Source organism: Flavobacterium sp. RSSB_23 (assembly GCF_051547145.1).
GTDB lineage: Bacteria > Bacteroidota > Bacteroidia > Flavobacteriales > Flavobacteriaceae > Flavobacterium.
The window spans coordinates 26,759-51,583 of record NZ_JBPTTO010000011.1 but is presented as its reverse complement, the minus strand read 5'-3'; the positions used below and the strand labels follow the sequence as shown (position 1 = coordinate 51,583).

The following is a 24,825-nucleotide window of genomic DNA, read 5'->3' as shown; positions in this document are numbered from 1 at the left end:
CATATATGAAAATCGTTTTTTCTTATTGCCTCTTTTTTTGTGCCTTACTAACCATTGGACAAACGAAAGATAATTTTGTTCTGATAGACGCAAAAATGGCAAAGATTCCGAAATCGTCTACCAAGAACTCAAAAAGTATTGCCGATTATATTGCAACTAATTTTAAGTCAGAAAACGAGAAGTTAAGAGCTAGTTTTTTTTGGGTGGCGTCCAACATTAGTTATGATGTGGCCAATATGGAGAATATCGAATTTAGCGACACTTCGGAACAGAAAATAGATAAAACGCTAACCACCAGAAAAGGGGTATGTATTCATTATGCCGAATTGTTTAATGCGATTGTGAGTCAGTTAGGCTTTGAAAGTGAAATCATTGAAGGATATACCAAACAATTTGGTAAAGTGGCGGCATTGTCTCACGCTTGGTGTGCGGTTAAGAGTGAGGGCAAGTGGTGGTTGTTTGACCCAACTTGGGGTGCAGGTTCCGTAAACAATGGTGTTTTCAATAAAAAGCTCAATAACTTTTATTTCAAAACACCACCGAAAGCAATGTTGGAAACCCATATGCCTTTTGATTATTTATGGCAATTGTCCCGATATCCTATTAGTAATGCTGAATTTATTTCTGGAAAAGTTGTAGCCAATCCAGCTAAACCAGTTTTTAATTTTGCTGATGAAATAGAGAAGTTAAAACAAAAGACTGAAGAGATTAAGCTATTTGAATGTATTAGCAGAGTGGAAGCGAATGGTGTGTCAACGAAGTTAATAAAAGACTATTTGGAAAATAAAAAGAACGAATTGTCTGGAAAAAGAAACAATCAAGCAGTAGAAAAATTGAATTTGATTGTAGAAGAAAGTAATGCTGCAACAGCAATGTTCAACGATTTTATTTTTTATAGAAATAAAAAGTTTAAACCAACTTTGCCCGATGATACAATTAGGGAAATGATTGCAGCACCCAAAGCAAAAGTAGTAAAATGTCAAAAAGATTTGGATGCTATTGGCACTCTTAACGATAGCAATAGAGCAACGTTGTCGGCGTTTCGTAAAAACTTAACCGAATTATTATTGCAAATAGAAGAACAGGAAAAATTTGTAAACGAGTATTTGAGTAAAGGGAAACTGGCTCGAAAATCGATGTTTAACAAAGTAACTTGGTTCGGTTTGCCTGTAAATTAATCTTTGGATGTCAGAAACAAAAAAGGGGATTTCAATTTGAAATCCCCTTTTTTATATGAACTAAGAAATTATTTTTTAAATAAACTGATGACGAAAAGTAGTACCCAAGCGCCTCCAGCAGCTATTATAATTTGCCAAAGGAGACCTCCGCCGCCAATTCCAAATTTTCCTGCTAACCAGCCGCCTACGATACTCCCAACAATACCCATAATGATATTGCCAAATAAACCAAAGCCACTACCTTTCCAAAGTTGTCCGCCTAGCCATCCTGAAATGGCACCAATCAAAAGAAAATACAAAAATTCCATAAGATTATTTTTTATAAGTTAATCTTCTAAAATTAATTAAAAATTAATCATAAAAACAATAATATCAGTATTTTACAAAAATGAGCTGCATAGCGGTACCTTTTCCTACTTCTGACTGTAATACTTTGATTTTTCCTTTGTGATAATCTTCAACAATGCGTTTGGTTAAAGACAAGCCTAATCCCCATCCTCTTTTTTTGGTCGTATAGCCAGGCTCAAAGATTTTTTTAAATTGATTTTTTGGAATGCCGCTTCCTGTATCTGTGATGGTAATTTTTACACTGTCGTTTTCCTCTTCAATGGCTAAATGTAATTTGCCTTTCCCTTTCATCGCATCAATGGCATTTTTAACCATATTTTCTATGGTCCAGCTATGCAAAGTAGCATTTAGCGGTATCATTATACTTTTTTGCGGAGCAGAATGAGAGAATGCAATTTGTTTCGAAAAGCGTGATTGCAAATAGTCATAAGAAAGTAGCGTTTCGGATACGATATCCATTTGCTCTAGTTTGGGTTCTGAACCAATTTTTGAAAATCTATCTGTAATGGTTTGAAGGCGTTCGATGTCTTTCTCGATTTCTTTGGTCGTACTTTCTGGGATGTCTTCGGTTTTTAAAAGCTCAATCCAGCCAATCAATGAGGATAATGGCGTGCCAATTTGATGGGCAGTTTCCTTAGCCATTCCTGCCCAAAGTTTGTTTTGGGTTGCCATTTTGGTGCTTTTGTAATAATTATAAACTAGACCAGCAAACAACACGATGATAAGTAACAAAGCAATAGGATAATATTTTAATTGATTCAAAAGCGAGGAGTTGCCATAATACAACTTTTGAATTCTTCCAGGGGCATAAACAATGTTAATAGGTTCGTTTTCGCCTTTTAGTTTGCTTAAAAAGAGTCTTGATTTTTCAGTGTTTTTAATAATAGTAGTATCGATATTGACGGCATTTATAATGCTGTCTTTCTCGGTAAGCATAATAGGAATGGAAGTGTTATTGCTAAAAATGAGTAGCGGCAAATCTACATCTGTGTTTTCATCGGCATTGATTAATGTTTTTTGAGCTTGAGCCCAAAGATTCATTTTTAACCGTTCTTCATTTTTAAATATTTGAAAAAAGGTATAAGTATTCCACAAAATTAAAGAAACCAAACAGAACGATGAAGCGATAATGATCCATCGAGTGGTGTTTCTTTTATTCGAAAAGTGCATAAGTTTCTTTTTTTAACTATAAATATAACGAATTTATGATGGTTGTATTTTACTTTTGTGAAAACAAAATAGCGCTTTAACTTCAATTTATGGTAACTATAGATCCCAAAAGTATTCCTACCGCTCAGCTACAAGGTTATTTGCAAAGTTCAGTTGGTCCAAGACCCATTGCTTTTGCAAGTACAATAGACAGTAATGGAGTGCCTAATTTATCTCCTTTTAGTTTTTTTAATGTATTCAGTGCCAATCCTCCCATTTTGGTTTTTTCTCCAGCTCGTCGAGTTCGAGATAATACAATAAAACATACGTTGCAAAATGCTGAAGCTACTCGAGAAGTGGTTATAAATGTAGTGAATTATGATATGGTGCAGCAAACTTCTTTGTCGAGTACTGAATATCCAGAAGGTGTGAATGAATTTTTAAAATCGGGATTTACTCCCATTCCTTCAACTATCGTAAAGCCCTATCGCGTAAAAGAGTCTCCTGTGCAGTTTGAATGCAAAGTCACTCAAATTATTGCTTTGGGGACAGAAGGCGGAGCGGGGAATTTAATTTTGTGCGAAGTAGTAAAGTTGCACATCGATGAGTCGATTTTGGATAGTAATGGAGCGATTGATCAACACAAAATTGATTTGGTTTCAAGATTAGGCGGAAATTGGTATTCTAGATCGAACGAAGGTCTTTTTGAAGTTGAAAAACCTTTAAATACCTTGGGTGTTGGAGTAGATGCTATCCCTGATTTTATTAGAGAAAGTGCTTATTTTGACGGGAATGACTTAGGTAAATTAGGAAACATAGAAAAAATTCCAACAGAAGAAGAAATTACTATATTTGTAAAAGAAAATTTTGATGTCAAAGCGGTCCTCAGTGCCGACGATATGGATAAGAAATTTCAAAAAGCAAAAGAGTATTTAGTTAACGGAAAAGCTATAGAGGCTTGGAAGTTATTATTAGCCAAAAAGTAAATTTTAAGTATTATGGAAGTTTTAGGAAGAGTAAAAGTAATCAACCCTGTGCAACAAGTAAGTGCTTCTTTTAAAAAGAGAGAAGTTGTAGTAACTACTGATGAGCAATACCCACAACATATTTCGATTGAATTTCAGCAAGACAAAACCGATTTATTGAATAGTTATGCAGTTGGGGAGCCAGTTAAAGTTTCTATCAATTTAAGAGGGAGAGAATGGGTGAGTCCTCAAGGCGAAGTAAAACACTTTAATACTATTGTAGGATGGAGAATTGAAAAACAAGCTCCAGTTGCAGCAGCAGCTCCTGCTCAAGCACCACCAATGCCAGCGGCAGAAACTTTTGCTCCAGCAACGAATTTTAATGAGGAAGAAGCAGACGATTTACCTTTCTAAAAGAATAAATTTCAAATTCTAAATTCCAAATTCCAAAGCATTAAGTTGTGTTGGGATTTGGAATTTTTTTTATGGCATTTTTAATTAAATTATTGAACGTAAAAGATGTATCATTTATCTAAAAACTTATTTTTTCCACCTGTTTCTGAGGCAAATGCTGATGGGATATTGGCTATTGGAGGTGACTTATCTCCAGAGCGTTTACAGTTGGCTTATTCAAGTGGAATTTTCCCTTGGTTTGAAGAGGAGCAGCCTATTATTTGGTGGTCGCCCAATCCAAGAATGGTACTTTTTCTAGAGGATTTGGTGGTGTCAAAAAGTATGCGAAACATTTTGAATCGAAATATCTTTAAAGTCACTTTTAACCAAGATTTTAGAGCGGTTATTGCTCATTGCCAACAAGTAAAACGCGATGGGCAAACAGGAACTTGGATTACAAATGATATGATTGAGGCTTATTGTAAATTGCACGAATTAGGTATTGCAAAATCTGTTGAGGTTTGGCAAGATGATCAATTGGTAGGAGGATTGTATGGCGTAGATTTAGGACATATTTTTTGTGGGGAAAGTATGTTTTCTTTGGTTTCCAATGCTTCTAAAGTGGCATTCATTGCTATAGTCAACCACCTTAAAATTAATAACTACCGTCTTTTAGATTGTCAAGTGTATAATGATCATTTAGCCAGTTTGGGTTGCGTAGAAATAGAACGAGCCGATTTTATGAGTATTTTGAAAGGGTAAATAAATGTATTTAAGTTTTTCTCGTCCAACAATTTTCAACATGATCATTCACCATTCCTGTGGCTTGCATATGAGCGTAGATAACTGTTGAGCCTACAAACTTGAATCCTCTTTTTTTTAAATCCTTACTAATTGCATCCGAAAGCGCTGAAGTAGCTGGAACGTCTTTCAAGCTTTTAGGGAAATTGTCTATAGGTTTATGGTCTACAAAAGCCCAAATATAAGTAGAGAAACTTCCAAATTCTTCTTGGATTTTAATGAAATTTTGAGCGTTGGTTACAGCGGAATATACTTTCAGTTTGTTACGAATGATACCTGCGTCTTGTAATAATTCTTGAATTTTATCATCAGAATATTGGGCGATTTTTTTATAATCAAAATCGTCAAATGCTTTACGGAAATTGTCTCTTTTATTTAAGATGGTAATCCAACTTAGGCCAGCTTGAAAAGTTTCTAAGAGTAAAAATTCAAATAAGGTGGCATCATCATATACAGGCTTTCCCCATTCTTCATCGTGGTAGTTTTGGTAAACTTCACTTGAGTTACACCACCCGCATCGTTGTTTATTATGAATTAATTCGTTCATCTGCGTCGGATAAAAATTTCTTAATTAAATGATGTCCAGCATATATTACTGGTGTTAAAAGAATGGCAATAGAAAGTTTGAAAGTATAACCTATAAGAGCAGAACTTAAAAAAGTTTCGAAATCAATTTTTCCAGGAAGCCAAAATGCTATGCCCAATACAATAAAGGAATCAAAAAGTTGTGAAACCAGAGTTGAGCCTGTGGTTCTCAGCCAAATTTTAGTATCGCCAGTTCTGTTTTTAAAAAACCAAAATACAGTTACATCGATGAGCTGTGAAACGAGAAAAGCAATGATACTTCCCACGATAATCCACATACTTTGTCCAAAAACGGCTTTAAATTGATCATCGTTTACTGGGCTAATTCCTTTGGCTGCGGGAATACTCATCGCTAGCAGTAAAATGATAAACGAATACGCAATAAGGCAGGCCGTAATAAAGGAAAGTTTACGAACGCCTTTCTCTCCAAAATATTCATTGATTAAATCGGTGGTCAAGAATACTATTGGCCAAGGCAAAATACCAATACTCATTACAAAAGGGCCGATTTGGATTAACTTACCTCCAATCAATTCGGCAGTGACTGCATTGGTGATAAAAATACCAGCAAGAATAACAAAAACAAAATCTTTTCGAGTTTGAAACATAGTCTTTAGTTTCTCAAAAATAGCATTTTATTTTGATTTGGTTTCTGTTTCCGAATACGAACAGTTGTTAAATAAAAAATCCCATTCGACAAACGAATGGGATTTTTCTAAATTGATTAAATACTTTTTTAGTAAATCTGTTTTACTCCTCTAGCATTATCGAATACATAACTTACTAACCAAGCAATTTGACCTTGTTTTGCAAAATAAATCTTTTTGTTTTTCATATCTGGAATTACTTCAAGACAGGTTTCCAAAAGGTTAAAAGCTGCAATTAAGTTTTTTTGTTGGTAGGTTTTTAATACTTTTTTCTTTTCAGCATTGTTTTCAGCATCCAAAACAAAACGTTGGTAGTTGTTTTCTGCAATAGCTTTAATCGTTAAAATGTCATCATAAGTAACAGGAGTAAAGTTTTCTTCTGCTACATTTCCATTCAACAAAGTGTACATAGCCCATGCTGCACCACCAGAAATATATACATTGTTTTTTTGTTGTGATTCTGGACGGTTAGTGTACATTTTTGTGAAAGTTTCACGTAATGTAGGTAAGTAGTTGAACATTTCTTCGTTAAACTCGAAAACAGTTTTTTGCTTACATTTTTTGTTGATAAGCTCGGTTAAAGTAACTGTTCCGATATCGGCAGAGATAGGGAAGAATACCCCAGAAGAATTGATTTCTTTTGCATAACCACCTTTTGTGTTACCACCTCCAATGTCTACAATTACTGAACTCAAATAATTTTTTGGAGGAATACAACCTTTTAAAAGTAGTTTTGCTTCCAATGAAGAAGAGATAACTTCAACGTTCTTCTTGGTCAACGCTTTGATTTTGTCTGTAAGTTCAGCAGTATTTGTTGCAAGTCCAACTCCTGAAGAAGCTACTATGAAAATATTTTTATCTTCTATTTTGTACTCAGTTAGCATTTTGTTGTAGTTCAACAAAACTACAGCTACTGCTCTTTCTATGTCTTCTTTGAATAATGTACCATCTATCGAGATACCAGTTGCGATACCAACGTTTTCCGTCCAAAACTCTTTTACGTCATAGTTGTTTTTCTTCAAGTTTTCTACTTCAAGAACAGTCATTTTTACACCTTTACTACCAATTTCTATTCCTCCATAAAGTTGTGAATACGAAGAGTAAGAAAAAATAAGAAGCGCTGCGACAAAGTAAAATTTTTCTTTCATGCTTTTTTAATTTGGGGTTCGATTGCAAATCTATATTAAAAAATGAAACTTTTATTCGTTTTTTTTAATTTTTATTTATTAAAAATAGTAATACTATTTTTTTTAGATGTCTCCATTATAATTTAACATTTCTTTGTTGTTGTGGTCAAAAAAAAATCTATTTTTGCTTCTATAAAAATATTTTTTGCCCCAAAAATAATTAATTATGATAAAAAAATACCTCGACAATTTTAAAGATTTTCCAAGAGAAGTTTGGATTTTGACTTTAATTACATTTATCAACAGAGCAGGTACAATGGTTATTCCTTTTCTGTCAAAGTACATGAAAGAAAATTTACATTTCAGTTACAGCCAGATTGGTTGGGTGATGGTTTTCTTCGGAATTGGTTCTATAGTTGGGACTTGGCTTAGTGGAAAGCTGTCTGATAAGATAGGATTTTACAAAGTGATGGTTTTTAGTTTGTTTGCTAGTGGGATTGTTTTTATTTTGCTCCATTATGCTACTACTTTTGAAGAATTGTGCCTTGGAATACTTGTTCTTACCACAATTGCTGATATGTTCAGACCAGCTATGTTAGTGTGCCTAAAAACATTTACTACTAAAGAAAATAGAGCAAGTGCTTACTCCTTGACTAGAGCGGCTGTGAATTTAGGATTTCTTTTTGGTCCTGTTTTAGGCGGTTTGATTATTATGCAATCAGGTTATGAGTACATTTTTTATGCAGATGGTGCTACTTGTATTTTAGCCATTATTGTTTTTATGATCTTTGTAAGAGAAAAACAATTGCCGATTAAAACTGCTGCAGAAAGAGCTTTGCCAAAAAATATATCAGTTATGAAAGATAAACCATTTATGTTGCATTTGGTTATTTGCTTGATTACTGGAATTTTATTCTTTCAAATATTTACAACTTTGCCTTTGTATCACAAAGAACAATTCAATATGTCGGAGTTTGATAGTGGATTGTTGTTAAGTTTGAACGGTTTATTGATTTTGCTTTTTGAACTTCCAATTGTGAATTATGTAAGTAGAAATAAAATAAACAATCATAGAGTAATCTTTATTGGATTAGTTTTAATGGCTACAAGCTTTTTGTTCTTATTGTATCCATGGGAAGGTATGTTGATTCCTATGATGCTTTTTATGACTTGTGGAGTAATGCTTACCTTTCCTTTTGCTAATTCATTTGCTATGGAAAGATCTTATGAGCAAAGGGAAGGAAAATATATGGCTGCTTTTACGATGAGTTACAGCTTTGCGCACATTTTGAGTGCTAAAACAGGAATGGAAATTATTCAAAACTCTGGATATGAAACGAATTGGGTTTTTATGTCGATTTTAGGAGTTGTAGGTTCTTTGTTGGTGTTTAAGTTGTTTGCAATGGTTGAGAAAGAGGAGTTGAGTAAAGCAACGATGATTCCAGTAGAAAGCGACGATAGAAAATAACATCATCGGATAAATAAAAAAAACAGTAGTGATTATTTTACTACTGTTTTTTTATTGGAATTAAATCATATATAGCTGTAAATAAAAAGTCCCAACTTTATTAAAGTTGGGACTTTTATTTGAAATTACAAGAAGTAAAATCAACAGTTTATTATCCTAAAGCAGCTCTTTTGAAACCAGTTACAATAAGATCTTTATCTAAAGATTTAGCATAAGCAGCAACGCTTAATTTGTTATCTTTAATGTAATCTTGGTTTACTAAAGTGTTGTCTTTAAAGAAACGAGCTAATTTACCTTTAGCGATATTGTCTAACATAGCTTCTGGCTTACCTTCTTGACGTAATAAGTCTTTTGCGATTTCAATTTCTTTAGCGATAGTTTCAGCATCAACACCGTCTTCGTTAAGAGCTATAGGTGCCATTGCAGCAGCTTGCATAGAAATATTTTTAGCAACTTCGTCAGCACCTTCAATGTTTTTAGATAAAGCAGTTAAAGTAGCGATTTTGTTACCAGCGTGGATGTAAGAACCGATGAAAGCACCTTCTAATCTTTCGAAAGCACCAATTTCGATTTTCTCTCCAATAACTCCTGTTTGCTCAATTAATTTTTCAGCAACAGTAATTCCGTTGAAATCAGCAGCTAATAATTCTTCTTTAGTATTGAAGTTTAAAGCTAAAGCAGCTAAATCTTGAGCTAATTTTACGAAAGATTCGTTTTTACCTACGAAGTCAGTTTCACAGTTTAATGAAACTACAACACCAGCAGTTTTTTCAGCATTTACAACAGCGATAACAGCTCCTTCTGTAGATTCTCTATCAGAACGGTTAGCCGCTACTTTTTGTCCTTTTTTACGTAAGTTTTCGATAGCTAAATCAAAATCTCCTTCTGCTTCAACCAAGGCTTTTTTGCAGTCCATCATACCTGCACCTGTGATTGTTCTTAATTTATTTACGTCTGCAGCAGTAATTGTTGCCATAATATTTTGTATTTAAATGTTAAAAGTAAAAATTCCAATTCTCAAATCCCAAATTCCAACTTTATCAGAAAGTTAATTTTCTGATTTTGGATTTTGGAATTTAAGTTTTGGAATTTAAAATTTGATTTATTCTTCAGTTGCTGGAGCTTCAGGAGCTACTTCTTCGGTAGCAGGAGCAGCTTCAACTTCTTTCTCAGCACCTCTATCAGAAAGGCCTTCGATTACAGCAGTAGTAACTAAAGATAAAATTTTGTCAATTGATTTAGAAGCATCATCATTTGCAGGGATAACATAATCTACTTCACGTGGATCAGAGTTAGTATCAACCATTGCAAAAACTGGAATGTTTAATTTTTGAGCTTCTTTTATTGCGATGTGTTCCGCTTTGATATCTACTACGAACAATGCTGCAGGTAGTCTAGACATATCAGCGATTGAACCTAGGTTTTTCTCTAATTTAGCACGAAGACGATCTACTTGCAAACGCTCTTTTTTAGAAAGTGTGTTAAAAGTTCCGTCTTTTTTCATCTTGTCGATAGAAGACATTTTTTTAACAGCTTTACGGATAGTAACAAAGTTTGTTAACATTCCACCAGGCCATCTTTCAGTGATGTAAGGCATGTTTGCAGCTTTTGCTTTTTCAGCTACGATGTCTTTTGCTTGTTTTTTGGTAGCAACAAATAATATTTTTCTACCTGATGCAGCGATTTTTTTCAATGCTTCATTAGCCTCTTCAATTTTTGCTGCAGTTTTATATAGATTGATAATGTGGATTCCATTACGCTCCATATAAATATAAGGAGCCATATTTGGATCCCATTTTCTAGTCATGTGTCCAAAATGAACACCTGCTTCTAGTAATTCTTTTACTTCTACTTTGTTTGACATTTTTTGTACTAGTTTACGTTCTGTTGAATATAGCAATGTAAGAATGGCGATAAATCGGCTACTTACATTTAGATGCTAAACTAATTTCCCGACGCATCGGGACAACAACAACATTGTTTTTAAATTCAATAAATAAACGAAGTCTTGTACGTATTGCACAAGACAGGCAATATTAACGTTTAGAGAATTGGAATCTCTTACGAGCTTTCTTCTGACCGAATTTCTTACGTTCAACCATTCTTGGGTCTCTTGTTAATAAACCTTCTGGTTTCAATACTCCTCTGTTTTCAGCATTTACTTCACACATTGCGCGAGCGATTGCCATTCTTACAGCTTCTGCTTGACCAGTTACACCACCTCCATAAACGTTTACTTTTACATCAAAGTTTGATGCATTTTCTGTCATAGACATTGGTTGCATTACTTTGTACTGTAAAGTAGCAGTTGGGAAGTAAGTTGCGAATTCTTTTTTGTTTACAGTGATTACTCCTGTTCCTTCTGAAACATAAACACGTGCAACAGCGGTTTTTCTTCTACCGATTTTGTGAATAACTCCCATTACTTAAGATCGTTTAGGTTAACAGTTCTAGGTTTTTGAGCTCCTTGTTTGTGCTCAGCTCCTACAACAACATTTAAATTTCTAAAAAGTTCTGCTCCTAATTTGTTTTTAGGTAACATCCCTTTTACTGCTTTTTCAACTAATAACGCTGGGTTTTTAGATTGCAAAACTTTAGCAGTTAAAGTTCTTTGTCCTCCTGGGTAACCTGTATGACGCATGTAAATTTTGTCATCCATTTTGTTTCCTGTAAGGTTAATTTTCTCTGCGTTGATAACAATTACGTTATCTCCACAGTCCACGTGTGGTGTATAACTTGGCTTGTACTTACCTCTCAAAATCATAGCGACTTTTGAAGCAAGACGTCCTAAGTTATGACCGTCTGCATCTACAACGATCCATTCTTTAGTAGAATTGGCTTTTGTTGTTGAGATTGTCTTGTAGCTTAATGCGTTCACAATAATATATTTTAATTAAACATTCCATCCCCAATAAAGGGGTTGCAAAAGTACAATTAATTATTTTAAATACAAATACCTCAAATGATTATTTTTTGTTGCTTTCTATGTTGATAATCAATTGTATATTCTTTTGGTTGATTTCTCACTTATTGATTTTGTGTAACCTACCGGTAAAAATATAAAACCTTGAATTTCTTTTTTTTGCGAAAAATCAGGTGGTTTTAGTATATATAAAATAAATATAATCACTATCTTCGCTTGTTTAATGCATATAATTTAAAATTATTCATTATTTTTAACTTCATTCAAATTTCGAACTACATTTCTATCATATGAAAGCAAAAGCAACCCTTAAACAAATTGCCAAAGAACTCAATGTTTCGGTTTCTACAGTGTCCAAAGCATTAAATGATAGCCCAGAGATAAGCGAACAAACTAAAATTAAAATTAAAGAGTACGCAAAGCTTAAAAATTACAAGCCTAATGTTATTGGTTTGAATTTAAAAAACCGTAAAACAAAAACAATCGGTGTTATTATCCCTAATATTCTAAATTCCTTTTTTGCTAAAGTGTTTAGTGGTATTGAGAAAGTTGCTGACGAAAATGGATACAATGTAATTATGTGTATTTCTAATGAATCGTTAGAAAAAGAAGCCCATACTTTAGAAATGTTAAGTAATGGTACAATTGATGGGTTTGTTTTATCCATTTCTGAAGAAGCACAAAAGCAACACGAATACAATCACTTTAAAGAAATTATAAGTGAAGGAACTCCAATAGTTCTGTTTGATAGAACCACAGACGAGTTGGATTGTGATAAAGTGATTGTTGATGACTTTGATTCTGCTTTAGATTCTACCCAATATTTAATTGATTCAGGGTGTAAAAATATTGCTCTTATTTCTACTATTGACAATTTGAGTATTGGTAAATTGCGTTTAGAGGGCTATTTGCAAGCTTTGAAAAACAATAATTTACCTGTCAATGAGAATATCATTTTGAGAACCGATTCTAGTGAAGGACTTAATGAAAAAGTAGAAGCGATTTATGCCAATAATACTATTGATGGTGTTTTTGCTTTAGCTGAAGATGAATCCGTTGCTGCTTTGAAGTTTGGTTTGAAGAAAGGATTACGAATTCCTGAGGAGTTGTCGATTATTGGTTTTGCTGATGGAATTCTAGCTTCAAGACGTTTATCTCCAAGTTTGACCACAGTAAGTCAGCATGGTGTTGAAATTGGTGAAGTAGCCGCTCAATTATTAATTGATCGTCTAGAATCTAAAGAAGAGCATTTGCCATATCAAACCAAAGTAATTAAAACTAAGTTGAAAGAAAGAGAATCTACTCGATTAAACTAATCTCTTAAAATCATAGAAAAAAGGCTCGTAACAAAGTAGTTGCGAGCCTTTTTTTATTCTAATGCGCTTCCAGCCAATTTTTTCCCAATCCAACTTCAACATCCAATGGAACTGCCATTTTGAAGGCATTCTCCATTTCGTGTTTGATCATGGGTTGTATTTTTTCGAGTTCAGAATGGTGAACATCAAAAACCAATTCGTCATGAACTTGTAATAACATTTTGGACTGCCAATTTTCATCAGTGAGTTTTTTATGAATATTAATCATAGCAATTTTGATGATATCGGCTGCGGAACCTTGTATAGGTGCATTGACAGCGTTTCGTTCTGCTCCTCCACGAACAATGGCATTCGCTGAATTGATATCTTTCAAATAACGTCTTCTGCCTGAAATGGTTTCTACATAGCCGTTTTCTCTGGCAAAATCAACCTGTTCTTGTATGAATGATTTTAATCTTGGATAGGTTTTGTAATAGGCTTCAATCAAATCGGCACTTTCTTTTCTAGATAAATTGGTTTGATTGCTTAATCCAAAAGCCGATACACCATAGATAATTCCGAAGTTGACCGTTTTAGCATGACTACGTTGTTCTTTGGTTACTTCTTCTAAAGGAACATTGAATACTTTGGCGGCCGTACTTTTATGGATGTCTTCTTTGTTTTGAAAGGCTTTAATCATATTTTCTTCCCCACACAAAGCGGCGATAATGCGTAATTCAATCTGAGAATAATCGGCAGAAAGTAGCGTGTAATTTTCATCACGTGCGATAAATGCTTTTCTTATTTGTCGTCCTCTTTCAGTACGAATAGGAATGTTTTGTAGATTAGGATTATTAGAACTCAAACGACCAGTTGCTGCCACAGTTTGCATATAATCGGTATGCACTCGTCCTGTTTTTTTATCTACTTGGTTGGGTAGGGCATCTATGTACGTACTTTGCAGTTTTACCATTTGGCGCCATTCAAGTATATCGCGAACAATTTGGTGTTCATTGGCTAAGTAAGATAAAACTTCTTCACCAGTAGCATATTGTCCTGTTTTGGTTTTCTTTTGTTTCGTTCCTCCAATTTTTAGCTTATCGAATAAAATATCGCCTAGCTGTTTTGGGGATGCCAAATTAAATTTCTCACCCGCCGTTTCATAAATTTGTTGTTCGAAAGCATCAATCTCTTTTTGCATATCAATCGACATGTTTTTTAGGAAATCAACATCTAAATTGATGCCTTCTTTTTCCATATCAGCCAATACTTGTACCAAAGGAATTTCAATTTCATCAAATAATTTTTTGGTACCAACCTTTTCTAAAATTGGTTGGAAATGCTCTTTTAATTGAAAAGTGATGTCAGCATCTTCGGTGGCATATTCTTTAATTGCCTCCAATTCTACTTGACGCATCGATAATTGGTTCTTTCCTTTTTTGCCAATTAAAGTTTCGATAGATTTTGGACTGTATTTTAGATAGGTTTCAGATAAAATATCCATGTTGTGTCGCATATCTGGATTAATCAAATAATGCGCAATCATGGTATCAAACAGTTTTCCTTTGACTTGAATGTTGTAATTGGATAGAATTTTTAAATCATATTTCATATTTTGACCAATTTTTTCGATGGTTTCATTTTCGAAAAAAGGACTAAATTTTTCAATTAATTCTTGAGCTTCTTCTTGATTTTCGGGAAAAGGAACGTAAAATCCTTTGCCTTTCTCCCATGAAAAAGACAAACCAACAAGCTCGGCATTCAAAGCATCGATTCCTGTCGTTTCAGTGTCAAAACATACTGAAGTTTGTTGTAATAAATTTTGAAGTAATAATTTTACTGGAAAATCTCCTTGAATGATTTGGTAGAAATGAGGAGTGTCTTCGAGTGTTTGGTAAAACTTATTTAAACCATTTTCATTGCTATTCTCATCATCAGAGAATCCAAACAAATCCATTTGGTTTTCAGCGGTCTTTTTTGATGCTGTTTTTTTTGAAGTGACTGGATTCGTTTCGTTTCCATCCCCATTTCCATCTATTTCGTCATATTCTTTTCCTGTGCCAAAGAGTTTGTCGAATTGTGTTTTCATTTGACGGAATTCCAATTCTTGAAACAAAGCATCCGTTTTTTCTACATCTGGTTTAGATAATTCATAATCTTGTGCATCAAAAGTAACAGGACAATCGAGTAGGATAGTGGCTAGTTTTTTCGATAAAATTCCTAATTCTTTATTGGCTTCAATCTTTTCTTTCATCGCCCCTTTAAGTTGATGCGTATTGGCCAACAAGTTTTCTAAGGTTCCATATTCGGCTAAAAATTTCTTTGCGGTTTTTTCCCCAACTCCAGGTAGTCCTGGAATATTATCCGCAGAATCTCCCATCATTCCCAAAAAGTCTATTACTTGTTCTGGTCGTTCAATTTCAAATTTAGCCAAAACCTCTGGAATTCCCCATATTTCAATGTCATTCCCCATTCGAGCGGGTTTGTACATGAAAATATTTTCTGAGACCAATTGTGCAAAATCTTTATCAGGTGTAACCATAAATACTTGGTAGCCTTCTTTTTCGGCTTGTTTGGCTAAGGTGCCAATAAGGTCATCGGCCTCAAAACCTGCTTTTTCAATAATTGGAATATGCATTGCCTTTAACAATTCCTGAATGTAGGGAACTGCAATTTTTATCGCTTCAGGAGTTTCGTCACGATGGGCTTTATATTCTTGATACATTTCATAGCGATAATCACTACCACCTTTGTCGAATGCTACTGCCAAGTGATCGGGTTTTTCTCTTCGGATAACGTCCATCAAGGAGTTCATAAATCCCATAATCGCCGAGGTATCCATTCCCTTTGAGTTGATTCTAGGATTTTTGATAAAAGCATAGTAGCCACGAAAAATTAAGGCGTAGGCATCTAAAAGGAAAAGTCGTTTTTGAGTTGACATGTATTTTGAATCTAAAATTTGAAAGGGTAAAAATAAACAAAGCAATTTGATTTTGTTCATTGCATATCTTCAAACTCTTGCTTTTGTTCAAAATAATTACTTCAAGGGTTTCGAAAGTAAAATATGAGCTAGCGTTGCTTATTTTTTTCTAAAACATAAGTTAAAAATTGACTCAGACAAGTCATTGCGATTACTTTCTTTGTTAATTTGTGCTAAATTAAAAAACACATGATTTTTCGTTTACTCGTTTTTTTACTGGTTTTTGCTATAATAGAAACCTATGCTTTTCAGGCATTCAAAACAATACTAAAGAACAAGACTTTTTTATGGGCATATGCAGTACTTAGCATTGTTTTGCTCCTATATATTGTTTACGGATTTACTCAATTTGATCGTTCAGTTGGACAAACACCGTCGTCTTTAAGAACAATGGGGTTAATGTTGTTGGTTTATGTTCCAAAAATTTTGATTACTCTTATTTTGTTAGGTGAAGATGTTTTTAGAATTTTAATTGGTGTTGTTAATCATTTTGTAGATTATAATAACGAAGCAACTTTTTTGCCTTCTCGAAGAAAATTTGTGAGTCAAGTTGGTCTAGGTTTGGCGGCAATTCCATTTTTATCATTGATTTATGGGATTTTTGAAGGTAAATACAATTTTAAAGTAATCAAGCAAGCAATTTTTTTTCCTGATTTACCAGATGCTTTCGACGGATTTACTATTACTCAAATATCGGATGTGCACAGTGGGAGTTTTGATAATCCAGATAAAATTGATTACGCAATCGATTTGATCAATCAACAAAAAACGGATTTGATATTGTTTACGGGTGATATTGTTAATACACATGCAAAAGAGATGCATCCTTGGATTACTACTTTTAACAAAATCGAAAACCATCCTTTTGGGAAATATGCTGTACTAGGAAATCATGATTATGGTGAGTATGTTACTTGGAAAACCAAAGAAGAGAAAGCTAAGAATTTTGAAGCAATCAAAGAACTTTATGGTCAAATAGGATTTAATTTGTTGCTCAATGAGCATACCTTCATTGAAAAAGAGGGACAAAAGATTGCTTTAGTTGGTGTCGAAAATTGGGGACATAATTTCAAGCAAGCGGGTGATTTGGATAAAGCTGGAGCGGGATTGACAAAGAATGATTTTAAAATTCTTATGAGTCATGATCCTAGCCACTGGGAACATGTTGTAAAAAACAATCCAAATCATTATCATCTAACATTATCAGGGCATACACATGGCATGCAGTTTGGTATAGAAATTCCAGGTTATTTTAAATGGAGTTTAGCACAATATGTTTATAAACAATGGGCTGGACTATACGAAAATTTAGGTAGATACGTTTATGTTAACCGTGGTTTTGGATTTCATGCGTATCCTGGGAGAGTTGGTATTATGCCGGAAATAACTGTTATTCAACTAAAAAAAGGAGATAATAGAGCATAATTAGTTAAAAATGCTATATTTGTATCGTAATATCTCATTAAAAAGTATTATAAATTAAATATTTTGGTTTTATGTCAAAATTTGGAGAACTTATAAACGCTCAAGTTCCTGTGTTAATAGATTTTTACACAGATTGGAACGAATCTTCAGTTTCGATGCATCCAGTTATTAAAGATGTGGCTGCAGCACTTGGTGATAAGGCCAAGGTAATTCGAATTGATGTTGATAAAAATCAAGAATTAGCCGAAGTTTTGCGAATCAAAGGATTACCAACTCTAATGATTTATAAAGAAGGCGTGATGATGTGGAGGCAGTCTGGTGAACTAGATGCAAATACAATCATTGGTTTGGTTCAAGAACAGATATAGTTTTTGCTCTAAAAGTTCTTTGTTTTCTTAACGAATAGATTAATGGATTTATATTTGAAACGATTAGGATATGGTTTCAAATATAAATCCATTTTGTTTTAAGTGTTGTATTGCTTTTGGGAGTGTATATTTTAGATTTTTTGATGCTTTTAAACTATCATGAAAGACAATGATACTTCCTGATTTTACCGAGGAAATTACATTTTTCAAGCATTTTTCAGGAGTAATTTGTGTATCAAAATCTGCACTAAGTACGTCCCACATAATTATTTTATACCCTAGCTTTTTGAGTTGTATTGCTTGTTTTCTTTTAATACGGCCATAAGGTGGTCGAAAAAGACACGGTTTTTTGTCTTGGTGCTTTTTAATTATAGTTTCGCATTGCTTGGTGTTCTCTAAATAATTTTCATCTAGGTTTTTCCAACCATTTAAATGATTCATTGTGTGATTACCAATAATATGACCCTCCTTAACTAAGGAATTAAATATATTGGGTTGTGCTTCAATGTTTTTTCCAATACAAAAAAAAGTTGCTTTGATGTTCTCTTTCTTTAATAATTCAAGAACCCATTCAGTTACTCCGGGGGTTGGACCATCATCAAAGGTCAAATAAATACGATTTTCTTTATTAGGAATGTCCCATATATAATTAGAGAAATACCTTTTGATAATTGCATTTGTTTTAATCCAATAAAATGACATACTCTTGTTTTTTCTACTTTAAAGATAAAAAAAATGTAGCATAAACTAGTTATGCTACATTTATTAAAAAGTGTTTTTTGTATTATTCTTTTTCTCTTCCGAATCTTTCGAAGATACTTACATAGGTGTTGAATTGAGCTTTGTTTTTGTTATAAAACGCTACATCACCACTTTCTTTCATTACTAATAGCAAGCTTCTGTATCGTTCGATATCTGTAATAATATCAATAGCTAGACTTGTTTGGTCTGATGGTGTTAAAGAGCTATAGTATTTCAGGTTTTCTTTGTACTTCAAGATTAATTTTGAAAGTAAGTCTTGAGCTTTAGCATTTTCACCTAAATCATAATATCCTTTAGCAAAAGGTTCAAGAAGTGAGTAATATCCAAATTGCTCTAATGGCATCTTGTTCATAGCTAATGTTATGATGTTCTTAGCTTTTTCTTTTTTGCCTTCCAAAATCAACTGATTCATTAATCTTGACAAATAAGAACGATAGGTTATGCTGTTTTTTCTGGTTTCTGGGTCGTGATAAATAGATAAACTCTCACTATTGCCCCAATCCCATTTCATAACATTAGCATACATTTTGTCAGTATCAATTCCGCCCATTTCAAGAGGACTTGCGTCTTTTGGTATTTCAGTTTTGATAGGAACTAGTTTGTAAGTCATTCCGTCTAATTGCAGATAGTTTTTCATCCACAAAAAGTCTTCATCGTCATATGCGCCACCGCTAAAATAAATTGGTCTTTTCCAGTTGTTGTTAGCGATTAAGTCTAGCATCATTAATCGGTTTTTGTATAATGCACGACCTTTTATGTCTATATCAATATAAGGAACAATAGAGTCGTATTGTTTTGGAGAGACTACTTTGTTCTTAATTATTGTTTCTTTATCAATGCTTAGTCTGATTTTGTTTGTAGGGTAAAAATGAATAGATTGACCATTTTCCATTTCTACAATCGATTTTGGATTTTTGATAAAAGTAATTAGGTCTTTGATATCCCATCTGGTTTCGATTTTTGGGATGTGTGCTACATAGTCTAATTTATCACCAACATAGTCTTCATGGTTAAATGAAACGGGTATTGGTTCTGATTCGTAAGCTTTTCTCTTCATTTGATCTATATACCAATCGGTCATAAAGAGACTAGTATTTACAATTCTGATATCAGTTCTAACTTTTTCAATTTCCTGTGCATACCACAAAGGGAAAGTGTCATTATCTCCTATGGTAAATAAAATGGCATTTTTATCACATGAATTTAAGTAAGCTTTTGCCATTGCAACCGCGGTATATTTATTTGAGCGATCATGGTCGTCCCAGTTTTGAGACGCCATTAAAACAGGTGCAGCAAGTAAGCTACCTGCAATAAGTATTGGTCCGGCTATTTTTGGAGCTAGATATTTTTGTAAACTTTCATAAAGTGCATATACTCCAAATCCAATCCAGATGGCAAAAACATAAAATGAGCCTACTAAAGCATAATCCCTTTCTCTTGGTTCAAACGGGCGCTCATTTAAATATATTTTAAGTGCAAAACCTGTAAATAGGAAAAGAACTAAAAGGACATAAAAGCTTTTCAGGTCTTTGTTGGCGTGATACATCAATCCAATTAAACCTAATATAAATGGTATAAAGTAATAGGTATTGCGGCCTTTGTTGTTCAAAACGTCAGAAGGTAAGTCGTCTTGAGACCCTAGATGTATTGCATCCATAAATTTTATTCCACTGATCCAATTTCCATCTACATTATCATATTTTCCTTGCACATCGTTTTGTCTTCCAACAAAATTCCACATTAAATACCTCCAATACATATAGCCAAATTGGTATTCGAACATAAAGCTAAAGTTGTCTACCGTTGTTGGTTTTTCTACGATTAGATAATCGCCATAGCTTTTTAAAAATTTGATGTATCCACTATTGTCAATTTGTTTTTGAGCGTATGCGGTTCTAAATTCAGTTACAATTTTTTCGATTTCATTACGAACTTGAGCGGTAGCTTTATTTAAATCTTCTTCGCTTAGCTGACTTGGGTCAATTCCATATTTTAATAAATCCTCTTCGTAAGGATAGTTGGGATTGAGTTTAAAAGCTGGCGGATTGGTGAAGTTGATATAGTTTTCTATATGGTCTGTACTTCTCATACGAGGCAAAATAGTTTTGTGATTATCATCACTATTTTGTTCGGCATTCTTGAAGTTGTTTACAATAACATATTTTCCGCTTTTATAATCTCTTTCGTAGTTTGGTGCTTTGTCTAAATAAGGGTTATTTGGGTCAAGTCCTGCAAAAGCTTCGGTGTACTGTGAGCCATAAAATAAAGGGCTTGCGCCATATTGTTCTCTATTGTAATATGCTAATACCTCTCTTGCATCCGAAGGTTTGTTTTCGTTAATTACAACATTTGCATTAGCTCTAATTGGCAACATCATCCAAGTAGAAAAGCCTATTAAAATAAATAAAATGCAAAGGATTATGGTATTGTAGAAAACAAGTCCTTTTTGGCGCGTATATTTTAATCCAAAATAAAAGAATAAAACAAATAAGAGAGCGACAAACAAAGTTCCTGAATCAAACGGTAGTCCAAGAGAATTAACCATAAACACCTCTGTTTTTCCAAAGAAAGCCATTGTTAGTGGTAGTAGTAATTTGAAAATGAACAGTAATATGGACACTACAATCACATTGGCTATTATGAAATTTTTGATTGTTACTTTTTCGTAATGCTTAAAATAGTATAAAAAACCTATTGCTGGAATTGTAAGTAATGCCATAAAGTGAACTCCAAACGACAATCCAATAACAAGTGATATTATAAGTAGCCATTTATTTCCTTTTGGTTTATCCATATCTTGTTCCCAACGTAAACCTAGCCAAAACAATAGGGCAATTAGTAAAGATGCCATTGCATAAACTTCTGCTTCTACTGCATTGTACCAAAAGCTATCAGAAAAGGTGTAGGCAAGTGCTCCAACAAATGAGCTACCTAAAATCACTATAGTATTGTTACGATTAATTTCAGATACACGTTCGATAATCTTTTTCAAAATCATTGAGCTAGACCAAAACATAAAAAGTATTGTAAAAGCACTTGAAAATACAGATAACATATTTACCATTAGGGCAATGTGTTGGTTGTCTGTTGCAAACATTGCAAAAAAGGCACCCATCATCTGGAATAATGGAGCTCCTGGAGGATGGCCAACTTCTAGTTTTGCGGCAGTTGCTATATACTCACCACAATCCCAAAAACTCATGGTAGGTTCAACAGTAAGAGAGTAGGTAATTAAAGCAATTCCAAATGCAATCCAGCCTAAGATTGTATTCCATTTATTGAAATTAAATGAGGTGTTATTCATGAATATTTTGAGGTTTTGATTTCAATTACAAAGAAAATGTTTTTTTATTTAACGTAACAAGCATTAACATTATTTTCTGCAAAAGTAATTCGTGATTACAAGTTTCTGATAATTAGGTTGTTCGTTTTGTTTGGTTTCTTTTTTGAAAATTATTTTCATTTTTTTTGAAGAAAATTGCTTTAAAAATTTGTACAACTTAAAATTTGTACTAAATTTGCACTCGCTAAAACGCACTGCTGGTCTATGGTGTAATGGTAACACAACTGTTTTTGGTGCAGTCTTTCTAGGTTCGAGTCCTAGTAGACCAACAAAAAAAGCCTCTCAATTGAGAGGCTTTTTTTTTGAGCTATTTTAAAGTTTAAAAGTAATCACGGGTTTTTCAGAATGATTAACAAGGTCTTCTGTAATGCTTCCGTTAAAGAAATGGGATAAGCCAGTACGACCATGAGTGCTGAATCCAATTAAATCCGCTCCTTTTGAATTAGCAAAATTTAAAACACCTTTTTCTACATTAGTATCATTGTGTATATTGATAGAAAAGTTGTTTAACTGAAATTCTTTTGCATAGGCATCCATAATTGCTGTTGATTCAAGTGTAGTCTTGAAACTGTTCGGAGTACAAATGGTTACAAGGTTGATTTTTGCGTTCAATTTGCTCGCGAAATCTTTCATTTTTTCAAATGATTTTTTACTCTCGTTAGAGAAATCCGATGCGAAAACTATTTCTTTCGGGTCAAATTCACCCTCGTCTTTTTTGATTACTAAAACAGGAATTTCAGATAAGCGAACTACCTTTTCTGTATTGGAGCCAATAAAAATTTCTTCCACACCTGAAGCTCCATGTGAACCCATTACAATAAGGTCGACATTGTTTTTTTGAGTAAATTTAAGAACACCATCAAATGCTTTTTCAAATTGAATAAACTCGGTTACCTCAATCCCATCAAGATAAGGGCGGTCAAAAATTTCTGTAAATGTTTCTTTTGCTTTTTGAATGAAAAACATTACTTCTGGAATACTTTTTCCGGTAGAAATAGCATCACTCATTTGGTTAGGGAGTTCTAACATGTGAAGTAATAGAATTTCTGCTTTGTGTTTTTTGGCTAATTGAGCGGCGGCTTTTAATGCGTTTTCGGCATAAATTGAAAAATCGGTTGGGACTAAAATCCGTTTCATGATTGGTTTGGGGTTTTAAATGTGAGAAATTCCTTTATTTAAAAGGTTATAGTAAAGATAAGATTTTTTTTTACTGCAATCAAATAAAATGATTTGTAAAAAAACACTATATTTGCACCGTTATTTATTAAAAGTTAAGTAATGAGGGGACTAATGTCCCCTCTTTTTATAAAATAGTTATAAAAATATGACATTTAAAGAAAAAGTAAATGCGCTAGTTGAAGAAGCTTTGTCAGAAAGGCCATCTGTTTTTTTGATTGATTTGACTATAACTGATGCATTTAAAATAATCGTTTCGCTAGATGGTGATAATGGTGTGGCATTGCAAGATTGTATTGACATTAGCCGAGCTATTGAGAGTAACTTAGATCGTGAAGAGCAAGATTTTTCTTTAGAAGTTGCCTCGGTTGGAGTTGGTTCTCCATTAAAATTGATTCGTCAGTATAAAAAAAATGTTGGGAGAACATTAATTGTTAAAACAGGAACAGAAATTATTGAGGCAGAATTAGTTGAAGCTAACGATGTTTTTATAATTTTGTCATGGAAAGCAAGAGAGCCTAAAAAAGTGGGAAAAGGAAAGGAAACCGTTCAGAAAGAACTTCAGTTGCCTTACGCAGATATTAAAGAAGCAATTGTTACAGTAACATTTTAATTAAAGAATTCGCATGGAAAATTTAGCATTAATCGATTCATTTTCAGAGTTTAAAGATGATAAACTTATTGATCGTGTAACGCTTATGGCAATTTTAGAAGATGTATTTAGAAATGCATTGAAAAAGAAATATGGTTCAGATGATAACTTCGATATAATTATAAATCCTGATAAAGGAGATATGGAGATTTGGAGAAGGAGAGTTATTGTTGCTGATGAGGATTTGGATTTCGAAAATGAAGAAATTACTTTAACAGAAGCTCGTAAGATTGAAGCCGACTTTGAAATTGGTGAAGAAGTATCTGAAGAGGTTAAATTGATTGATTTAGGAAGGAGAGCAATTCTTGCTTTGCGTCAAAATTTGATTTCAAAGATACACGAACACGATAATACCAATCTTTATAAACAATTTAAAGACATTATTGGTGATATTTACACTGCCGAAGTACACCATGTGCGTCCAAGAGTTGTAATTTTGGTTGATGATGAAGGGAATGAAATTGTTTTGCCAAAAGAGAAACAAATTCCTTCAGATTTCTTCAGAAAAGGAGATAACGTACGCGGGATTATTGAAAGCGTAGAGCTAAAAGGTAATAAGCCACAAATTATTATGTCTAGGACTTCTGAGAAGTTTTTGGAAAAATTGTTTGAGCAAGAAATTCCAGAGGTTTTTGATGGTTTGATTATGGTTAAGAATGTGGTGAGAATTCCAGGTGAGAAAGCAAAAGTAGCGGTTGATTCTTATGATGATAGAATTGATCCAGTAGGTGCTTGTGTGGGAATGAAAGGATCTCGTATCCATGGAATTGTAAGAGAGTTAGGTAATGAGAATATTGATGTAATCAATTATACAAATAATATTCAATTGTATATTACAAGAGCATTAAGTCCTGCTAAAGTATCTTCGATTAAAATTAACGAAGAGACCAAACGCGCTGAAGTGTTTTTGAAATTAGAAGAAGTTTCTAAAGCTATCGGACGTGGTGGACACAATATTAAATTGGCAGGAATGCTTACGGGTTATGAATTAGATGTAATTCGTGAAGGTGATATTGCTGGTGCTACAGCTGATGAGGACGATGTTGAATTGACTGAGTTTTCAGATGAAATAGAAGACTGGGTAATAGAAGAATTTGCGAAAATTGGTTTAGATACTGCAAAAAGTATTTTGAAACAAGAAGTAGAAGATTTAGTTAGAAGAACAGATCTAGAAGAAGAAACAATTTTAGATGTAATGAGAATTTTGAAAGAAGAATTCGATAGTTAAATCTATATTCTT

The 24,825-nt window shown here is 33.5% G+C and carries 23 protein-coding genes and 1 tRNA gene; 11 read left to right on the top strand and 13 right to left on the bottom strand.

What is annotated here, in order from left to right; all coding sequences use genetic code 11:
• Window positions 1–5 precede the first annotated feature (5 nt).
• Window positions 6–1,178 carry a transglutaminase domain-containing protein gene (locus tag ACSVH9_RS14140; RefSeq protein WP_438064276.1) on the top strand — a complete coding sequence of 391 codons (1,173 nt, stop codon included), beginning with the start codon at window positions 6–8 and terminating at the stop codon, window positions 1,176–1,178.
• Between the two features lie 68 nt (window positions 1,179–1,246).
• Here ACSVH9_RS14140 and ACSVH9_RS14135 read toward each other — a convergent pair whose 3' ends face one another.
• Both ACSVH9_RS14135 and ACSVH9_RS14130 read right to left on the bottom strand, forming a co-directional pair.
• The gene (locus ACSVH9_RS14135; RefSeq protein WP_438064275.1) at window positions 1,247–1,486 is read right to left on the bottom strand and encodes a GlsB/YeaQ/YmgE family stress response membrane protein; all 240 of its coding nucleotides are present in this window, start codon (window positions 1,484–1,486) and stop codon (window positions 1,247–1,249) included.
• Between the two features lie 64 nt (window positions 1,487–1,550).
• Complete coding sequence (locus tag ACSVH9_RS14130; protein ID WP_438064274.1) at window positions 1,551–2,696, bottom strand: sensor histidine kinase; 1,146 nt, start codon at window positions 2,694–2,696, stop codon at window positions 1,551–1,553.
• Between the two features lie 89 nt (window positions 2,697–2,785).
• Here ACSVH9_RS14130 and ACSVH9_RS14125 point away from each other — a divergent pair, with 89 nt between their 5' ends.
• The 3 genes from ACSVH9_RS14125 to aat all read left to right on the top strand — a co-directional run bounded on the left by ACSVH9_RS14125 (window position 2,786) and on the right by aat (window position 4,795).
• Window positions 2,786–3,661: a flavin reductase gene (locus ACSVH9_RS14125; RefSeq protein WP_438064273.1), complete on the top strand. Its 876-nt coding sequence runs from the start codon at window positions 2,786–2,788 to the stop codon at window positions 3,659–3,661.
• Between the two features lie 12 nt (window positions 3,662–3,673).
• Window positions 3,674–4,054, top strand: a complete 381-nt coding sequence (locus ACSVH9_RS14120) for a DUF3127 domain-containing protein (protein WP_064715629.1) — start codon at window positions 3,674–3,676, stop codon at window positions 4,052–4,054.
• A 105-nt stretch (window positions 4,055–4,159) separates the two neighbouring features.
• Window positions 4,160–4,795: a leucyl/phenylalanyl-tRNA--protein transferase gene (gene aat, locus ACSVH9_RS14115; RefSeq protein WP_438064272.1), complete on the top strand. Its 636-nt coding sequence runs from the start codon at window positions 4,160–4,162 to the stop codon at window positions 4,793–4,795.
• Window positions 4,796–4,805: 10 nt separating this feature from the next.
• Here the strand turns inward: aat and ACSVH9_RS14110 are convergent, their stop codons facing one another.
• The 3 genes from ACSVH9_RS14110 to ACSVH9_RS14100 form a co-directional block, all read right to left on the bottom strand.
• The gene (locus ACSVH9_RS14110; protein WP_438064271.1) at window positions 4,806–5,381 is read right to left on the bottom strand and encodes a DNA-3-methyladenine glycosylase I; all 576 of its coding nucleotides are present in this window, start codon (window positions 5,379–5,381) and stop codon (window positions 4,806–4,808) included.
• Window positions 5,362–6,027 (bottom strand): queuosine precursor transporter, encoded by a 666-nt coding sequence (locus ACSVH9_RS14105; protein WP_438064270.1) that lies wholly within the window; start codon window positions 6,025–6,027, stop codon window positions 5,362–5,364. Before ACSVH9_RS14105 ends, ACSVH9_RS14110 begins: the two co-directional genes overlap by 20 nt.
• A gap of 128 nt (window positions 6,028–6,155) precedes the next feature.
• A complete protein-coding gene (locus ACSVH9_RS14100) occupies window positions 6,156–7,214 on the bottom strand; it encodes a Ppx/GppA phosphatase family protein (RefSeq protein WP_438064269.1) in 1,059 nt (352 codons plus the stop codon).
• A 205-nt stretch (window positions 7,215–7,419) separates the two neighbouring features.
• Here ACSVH9_RS14100 and ACSVH9_RS14095 point away from each other — a divergent pair, with 205 nt between their 5' ends.
• Window positions 7,420–8,661, top strand: a complete 1,242-nt coding sequence (locus ACSVH9_RS14095; protein ID WP_438064268.1) for an MFS transporter — start codon at window positions 7,420–7,422, stop codon at window positions 8,659–8,661.
• A 151-nt stretch (window positions 8,662–8,812) separates the two neighbouring features.
• Here ACSVH9_RS14095 and tsf read toward each other — a convergent pair whose 3' ends face one another.
• From tsf to rplM, 4 genes are all read right to left on the bottom strand, one after another.
• Window positions 8,813–9,637, bottom strand: a complete 825-nt coding sequence (gene tsf / locus ACSVH9_RS14090; RefSeq protein ID WP_159690071.1) for a translation elongation factor Ts — start codon at window positions 9,635–9,637, stop codon at window positions 8,813–8,815.
• Between the two features lie 126 nt (window positions 9,638–9,763).
• Window positions 9,764–10,525 carry a 30S ribosomal protein S2 gene (gene rpsB, locus ACSVH9_RS14085; protein ID WP_064715635.1) on the bottom strand — a complete coding sequence of 254 codons (762 nt, stop codon included), beginning with the start codon at window positions 10,523–10,525 and terminating at the stop codon, window positions 9,764–9,766.
• A gap of 172 nt (window positions 10,526–10,697) precedes the next feature.
• Complete coding sequence (gene rpsI, locus ACSVH9_RS14080) at window positions 10,698–11,084, bottom strand: 30S ribosomal protein S9 (protein WP_024980376.1); 387 nt, start codon at window positions 11,082–11,084, stop codon at window positions 10,698–10,700.
• Window positions 11,084–11,539 (bottom strand): 50S ribosomal protein L13, encoded by a 456-nt coding sequence (rplM, locus tag ACSVH9_RS14075; RefSeq protein ID WP_064715636.1) that lies wholly within the window; start codon window positions 11,537–11,539, stop codon window positions 11,084–11,086. Before rplM ends, rpsI begins: the two co-directional genes overlap by 1 nt.
• Before the next feature lie 335 nt (window positions 11,540–11,874).
• On the opposite strand from rplM, the gene ACSVH9_RS14070 reads away from it, so the two are divergent.
• Complete coding sequence (locus ACSVH9_RS14070; RefSeq protein WP_438064267.1) at window positions 11,875–12,900, top strand: LacI family DNA-binding transcriptional regulator; 1,026 nt, start codon at window positions 11,875–11,877, stop codon at window positions 12,898–12,900.
• Window positions 12,901–12,958: 58 nt separating this feature from the next.
• Here the strand turns inward: ACSVH9_RS14070 and polA are convergent, their stop codons facing one another.
• Complete coding sequence (gene polA, locus ACSVH9_RS14065; RefSeq protein WP_438064266.1) at window positions 12,959–15,820, bottom strand: DNA polymerase I; 2,862 nt, start codon at window positions 15,818–15,820, stop codon at window positions 12,959–12,961.
• Between the two features lie 228 nt (window positions 15,821–16,048).
• On the opposite strand from polA, the gene ACSVH9_RS14060 reads away from it, so the two are divergent.
• Window positions 16,049–17,284 carry a metallophosphoesterase gene (locus tag ACSVH9_RS14060; RefSeq protein ID WP_438064265.1) on the top strand — a complete coding sequence of 412 codons (1,236 nt, stop codon included), beginning with the start codon at window positions 16,049–16,051 and terminating at the stop codon, window positions 17,282–17,284.
• A gap of 71 nt (window positions 17,285–17,355) precedes the next feature.
• Window positions 17,356–17,652 carry a thioredoxin family protein gene (locus ACSVH9_RS14055; RefSeq protein ID WP_159690082.1) on the top strand — a complete coding sequence of 99 codons (297 nt, stop codon included), beginning with the start codon at window positions 17,356–17,358 and terminating at the stop codon, window positions 17,650–17,652.
• Between the two features lie 63 nt (window positions 17,653–17,715).
• On the opposite strand, the gene ACSVH9_RS14050 is transcribed toward ACSVH9_RS14055, so the two are convergent.
• Both ACSVH9_RS14050 and ACSVH9_RS14045 read right to left on the bottom strand, forming a co-directional pair.
• A complete protein-coding gene (locus ACSVH9_RS14050; protein ID WP_438064264.1) occupies window positions 17,716–18,354 on the bottom strand; it encodes a polysaccharide deacetylase family protein in 639 nt (212 codons plus the stop codon).
• 82 nt (window positions 18,355–18,436) lie between these two features.
• A complete protein-coding gene (locus ACSVH9_RS14045) occupies window positions 18,437–21,718 on the bottom strand; it encodes a glycosyltransferase family 117 protein (RefSeq protein ID WP_438064263.1) in 3,282 nt (1,093 codons plus the stop codon).
• 237 nt (window positions 21,719–21,955) lie between these two features.
• On the opposite strand from ACSVH9_RS14045, the gene ACSVH9_RS14040 reads away from it, so the two are divergent.
• Window positions 21,956–22,026, top strand: a tRNA-Gln gene (locus tag ACSVH9_RS14040).
• Between the two features lie 43 nt (window positions 22,027–22,069).
• On the opposite strand, the gene ACSVH9_RS14035 is transcribed toward ACSVH9_RS14040, so the two are convergent.
• A complete protein-coding gene (locus ACSVH9_RS14035; protein WP_438064262.1) occupies window positions 22,070–22,894 on the bottom strand; it encodes a universal stress protein in 825 nt (274 codons plus the stop codon).
• Window positions 22,895–23,081: 187 nt separating this feature from the next.
• Between ACSVH9_RS14035 and rimP the strand changes: the two genes are divergently transcribed.
• Together rimP and nusA are read left to right on the top strand one after the other, a co-directional pair.
• Window positions 23,082–23,546, top strand: a complete 465-nt coding sequence (gene rimP, locus ACSVH9_RS14030; RefSeq protein ID WP_438064261.1) for a ribosome assembly cofactor RimP — start codon at window positions 23,082–23,084, stop codon at window positions 23,544–23,546.
• A 13-nt stretch (window positions 23,547–23,559) separates the two neighbouring features.
• Window positions 23,560–24,813, top strand: a complete 1,254-nt coding sequence (gene nusA / locus ACSVH9_RS14025; RefSeq protein ID WP_159690096.1) for a transcription termination factor NusA — start codon at window positions 23,560–23,562, stop codon at window positions 24,811–24,813.
• The last annotated feature ends 12 nt before the right edge of the window (window positions 24,814–24,825 follow it).

Excerpts from the sequence above, each read along its gene's own strand:
- ACSVH9_RS14105 (WP_438064270.1), bottom strand. The coding sequence starts at position 6,027 with ATGTTTCAAACTCGAAAAGATTTTGTTTTTGTTATTCTTGCTGGTATT.
- ACSVH9_RS14035 (WP_438064262.1), bottom strand. The coding sequence starts at position 22,894 with ATGAAACGGATTTTAGTCCCAACCGATTTTTCAATTTATGCCGAAAAC.
- nusA (WP_159690096.1), top strand. The coding sequence starts at position 23,560 with ATGGAAAATTTAGCATTAATCGATTCATTTTCAGAGTTTAAAGATGAT.
- ACSVH9_RS14060 (WP_438064265.1), top strand. The coding sequence starts at position 16,049 with ATGATTTTTCGTTTACTCGTTTTTTTACTGGTTTTTGCTATAATAGAA.
- ACSVH9_RS14140 (WP_438064276.1), top strand. The coding sequence starts at position 6 with ATGAAAATCGTTTTTTCTTATTGCCTCTTTTTTTGTGCCTTACTAACC.
- ACSVH9_RS14050 (WP_438064264.1), bottom strand. The coding sequence starts at position 18,354 with ATGTCATTTTATTGGATTAAAACAAATGCAATTATCAAAAGGTATTTC.
- ACSVH9_RS14070 (WP_438064267.1), top strand. The coding sequence starts at position 11,875 with ATGAAAGCAAAAGCAACCCTTAAACAAATTGCCAAAGAACTCAATGTT.
- ACSVH9_RS14130 (WP_438064274.1), bottom strand. The coding sequence starts at position 2,696 with ATGCACTTTTCGAATAAAAGAAACACCACTCGATGGATCATTATCGCT.
- ACSVH9_RS14125 (WP_438064273.1), top strand. The coding sequence starts at position 2,786 with ATGGTAACTATAGATCCCAAAAGTATTCCTACCGCTCAGCTACAAGGT.
- ACSVH9_RS14045 (WP_438064263.1), bottom strand. The coding sequence starts at position 21,718 with ATGAATAACACCTCATTTAATTTCAATAAATGGAATACAATCTTAGGC.
- rpsB (WP_064715635.1), bottom strand. The coding sequence starts at position 10,525 with ATGTCAAACAAAGTAGAAGTAAAAGAATTACTAGAAGCAGGTGTTCAT.
- ACSVH9_RS14055 (WP_159690082.1), top strand. The coding sequence starts at position 17,356 with ATGTCAAAATTTGGAGAACTTATAAACGCTCAAGTTCCTGTGTTAATA.
- ACSVH9_RS14120 (WP_064715629.1), top strand. The coding sequence starts at position 3,674 with ATGGAAGTTTTAGGAAGAGTAAAAGTAATCAACCCTGTGCAACAAGTA.
- ACSVH9_RS14110 (WP_438064271.1), bottom strand. The coding sequence starts at position 5,381 with ATGAACGAATTAATTCATAATAAACAACGATGCGGGTGGTGTAACTCA.
- rimP (WP_438064261.1), top strand. The coding sequence starts at position 23,082 with ATGACATTTAAAGAAAAAGTAAATGCGCTAGTTGAAGAAGCTTTGTCA.
- rpsI (WP_024980376.1), bottom strand. The coding sequence starts at position 11,084 with ATGGGAGTTATTCACAAAATCGGTAGAAGAAAAACCGCTGTTGCACGT.
- ACSVH9_RS14135 (WP_438064275.1), bottom strand. The coding sequence starts at position 1,486 with ATGGAATTTTTGTATTTTCTTTTGATTGGTGCCATTTCAGGATGGCTA.
- polA (WP_438064266.1), bottom strand. The coding sequence starts at position 15,820 with ATGTCAACTCAAAAACGACTTTTCCTTTTAGATGCCTACGCCTTAATT.
- ACSVH9_RS14095 (WP_438064268.1), top strand. The coding sequence starts at position 7,420 with ATGATAAAAAAATACCTCGACAATTTTAAAGATTTTCCAAGAGAAGTT.
- ACSVH9_RS14100 (WP_438064269.1), bottom strand. The coding sequence starts at position 7,214 with ATGAAAGAAAAATTTTACTTTGTCGCAGCGCTTCTTATTTTTTCTTAC.
- aat (WP_438064272.1), top strand. The coding sequence starts at position 4,160 with ATGTATCATTTATCTAAAAACTTATTTTTTCCACCTGTTTCTGAGGCA.
- tsf (WP_159690071.1), bottom strand. The coding sequence starts at position 9,637 with ATGGCAACAATTACTGCTGCAGACGTAAATAAATTAAGAACAATCACA.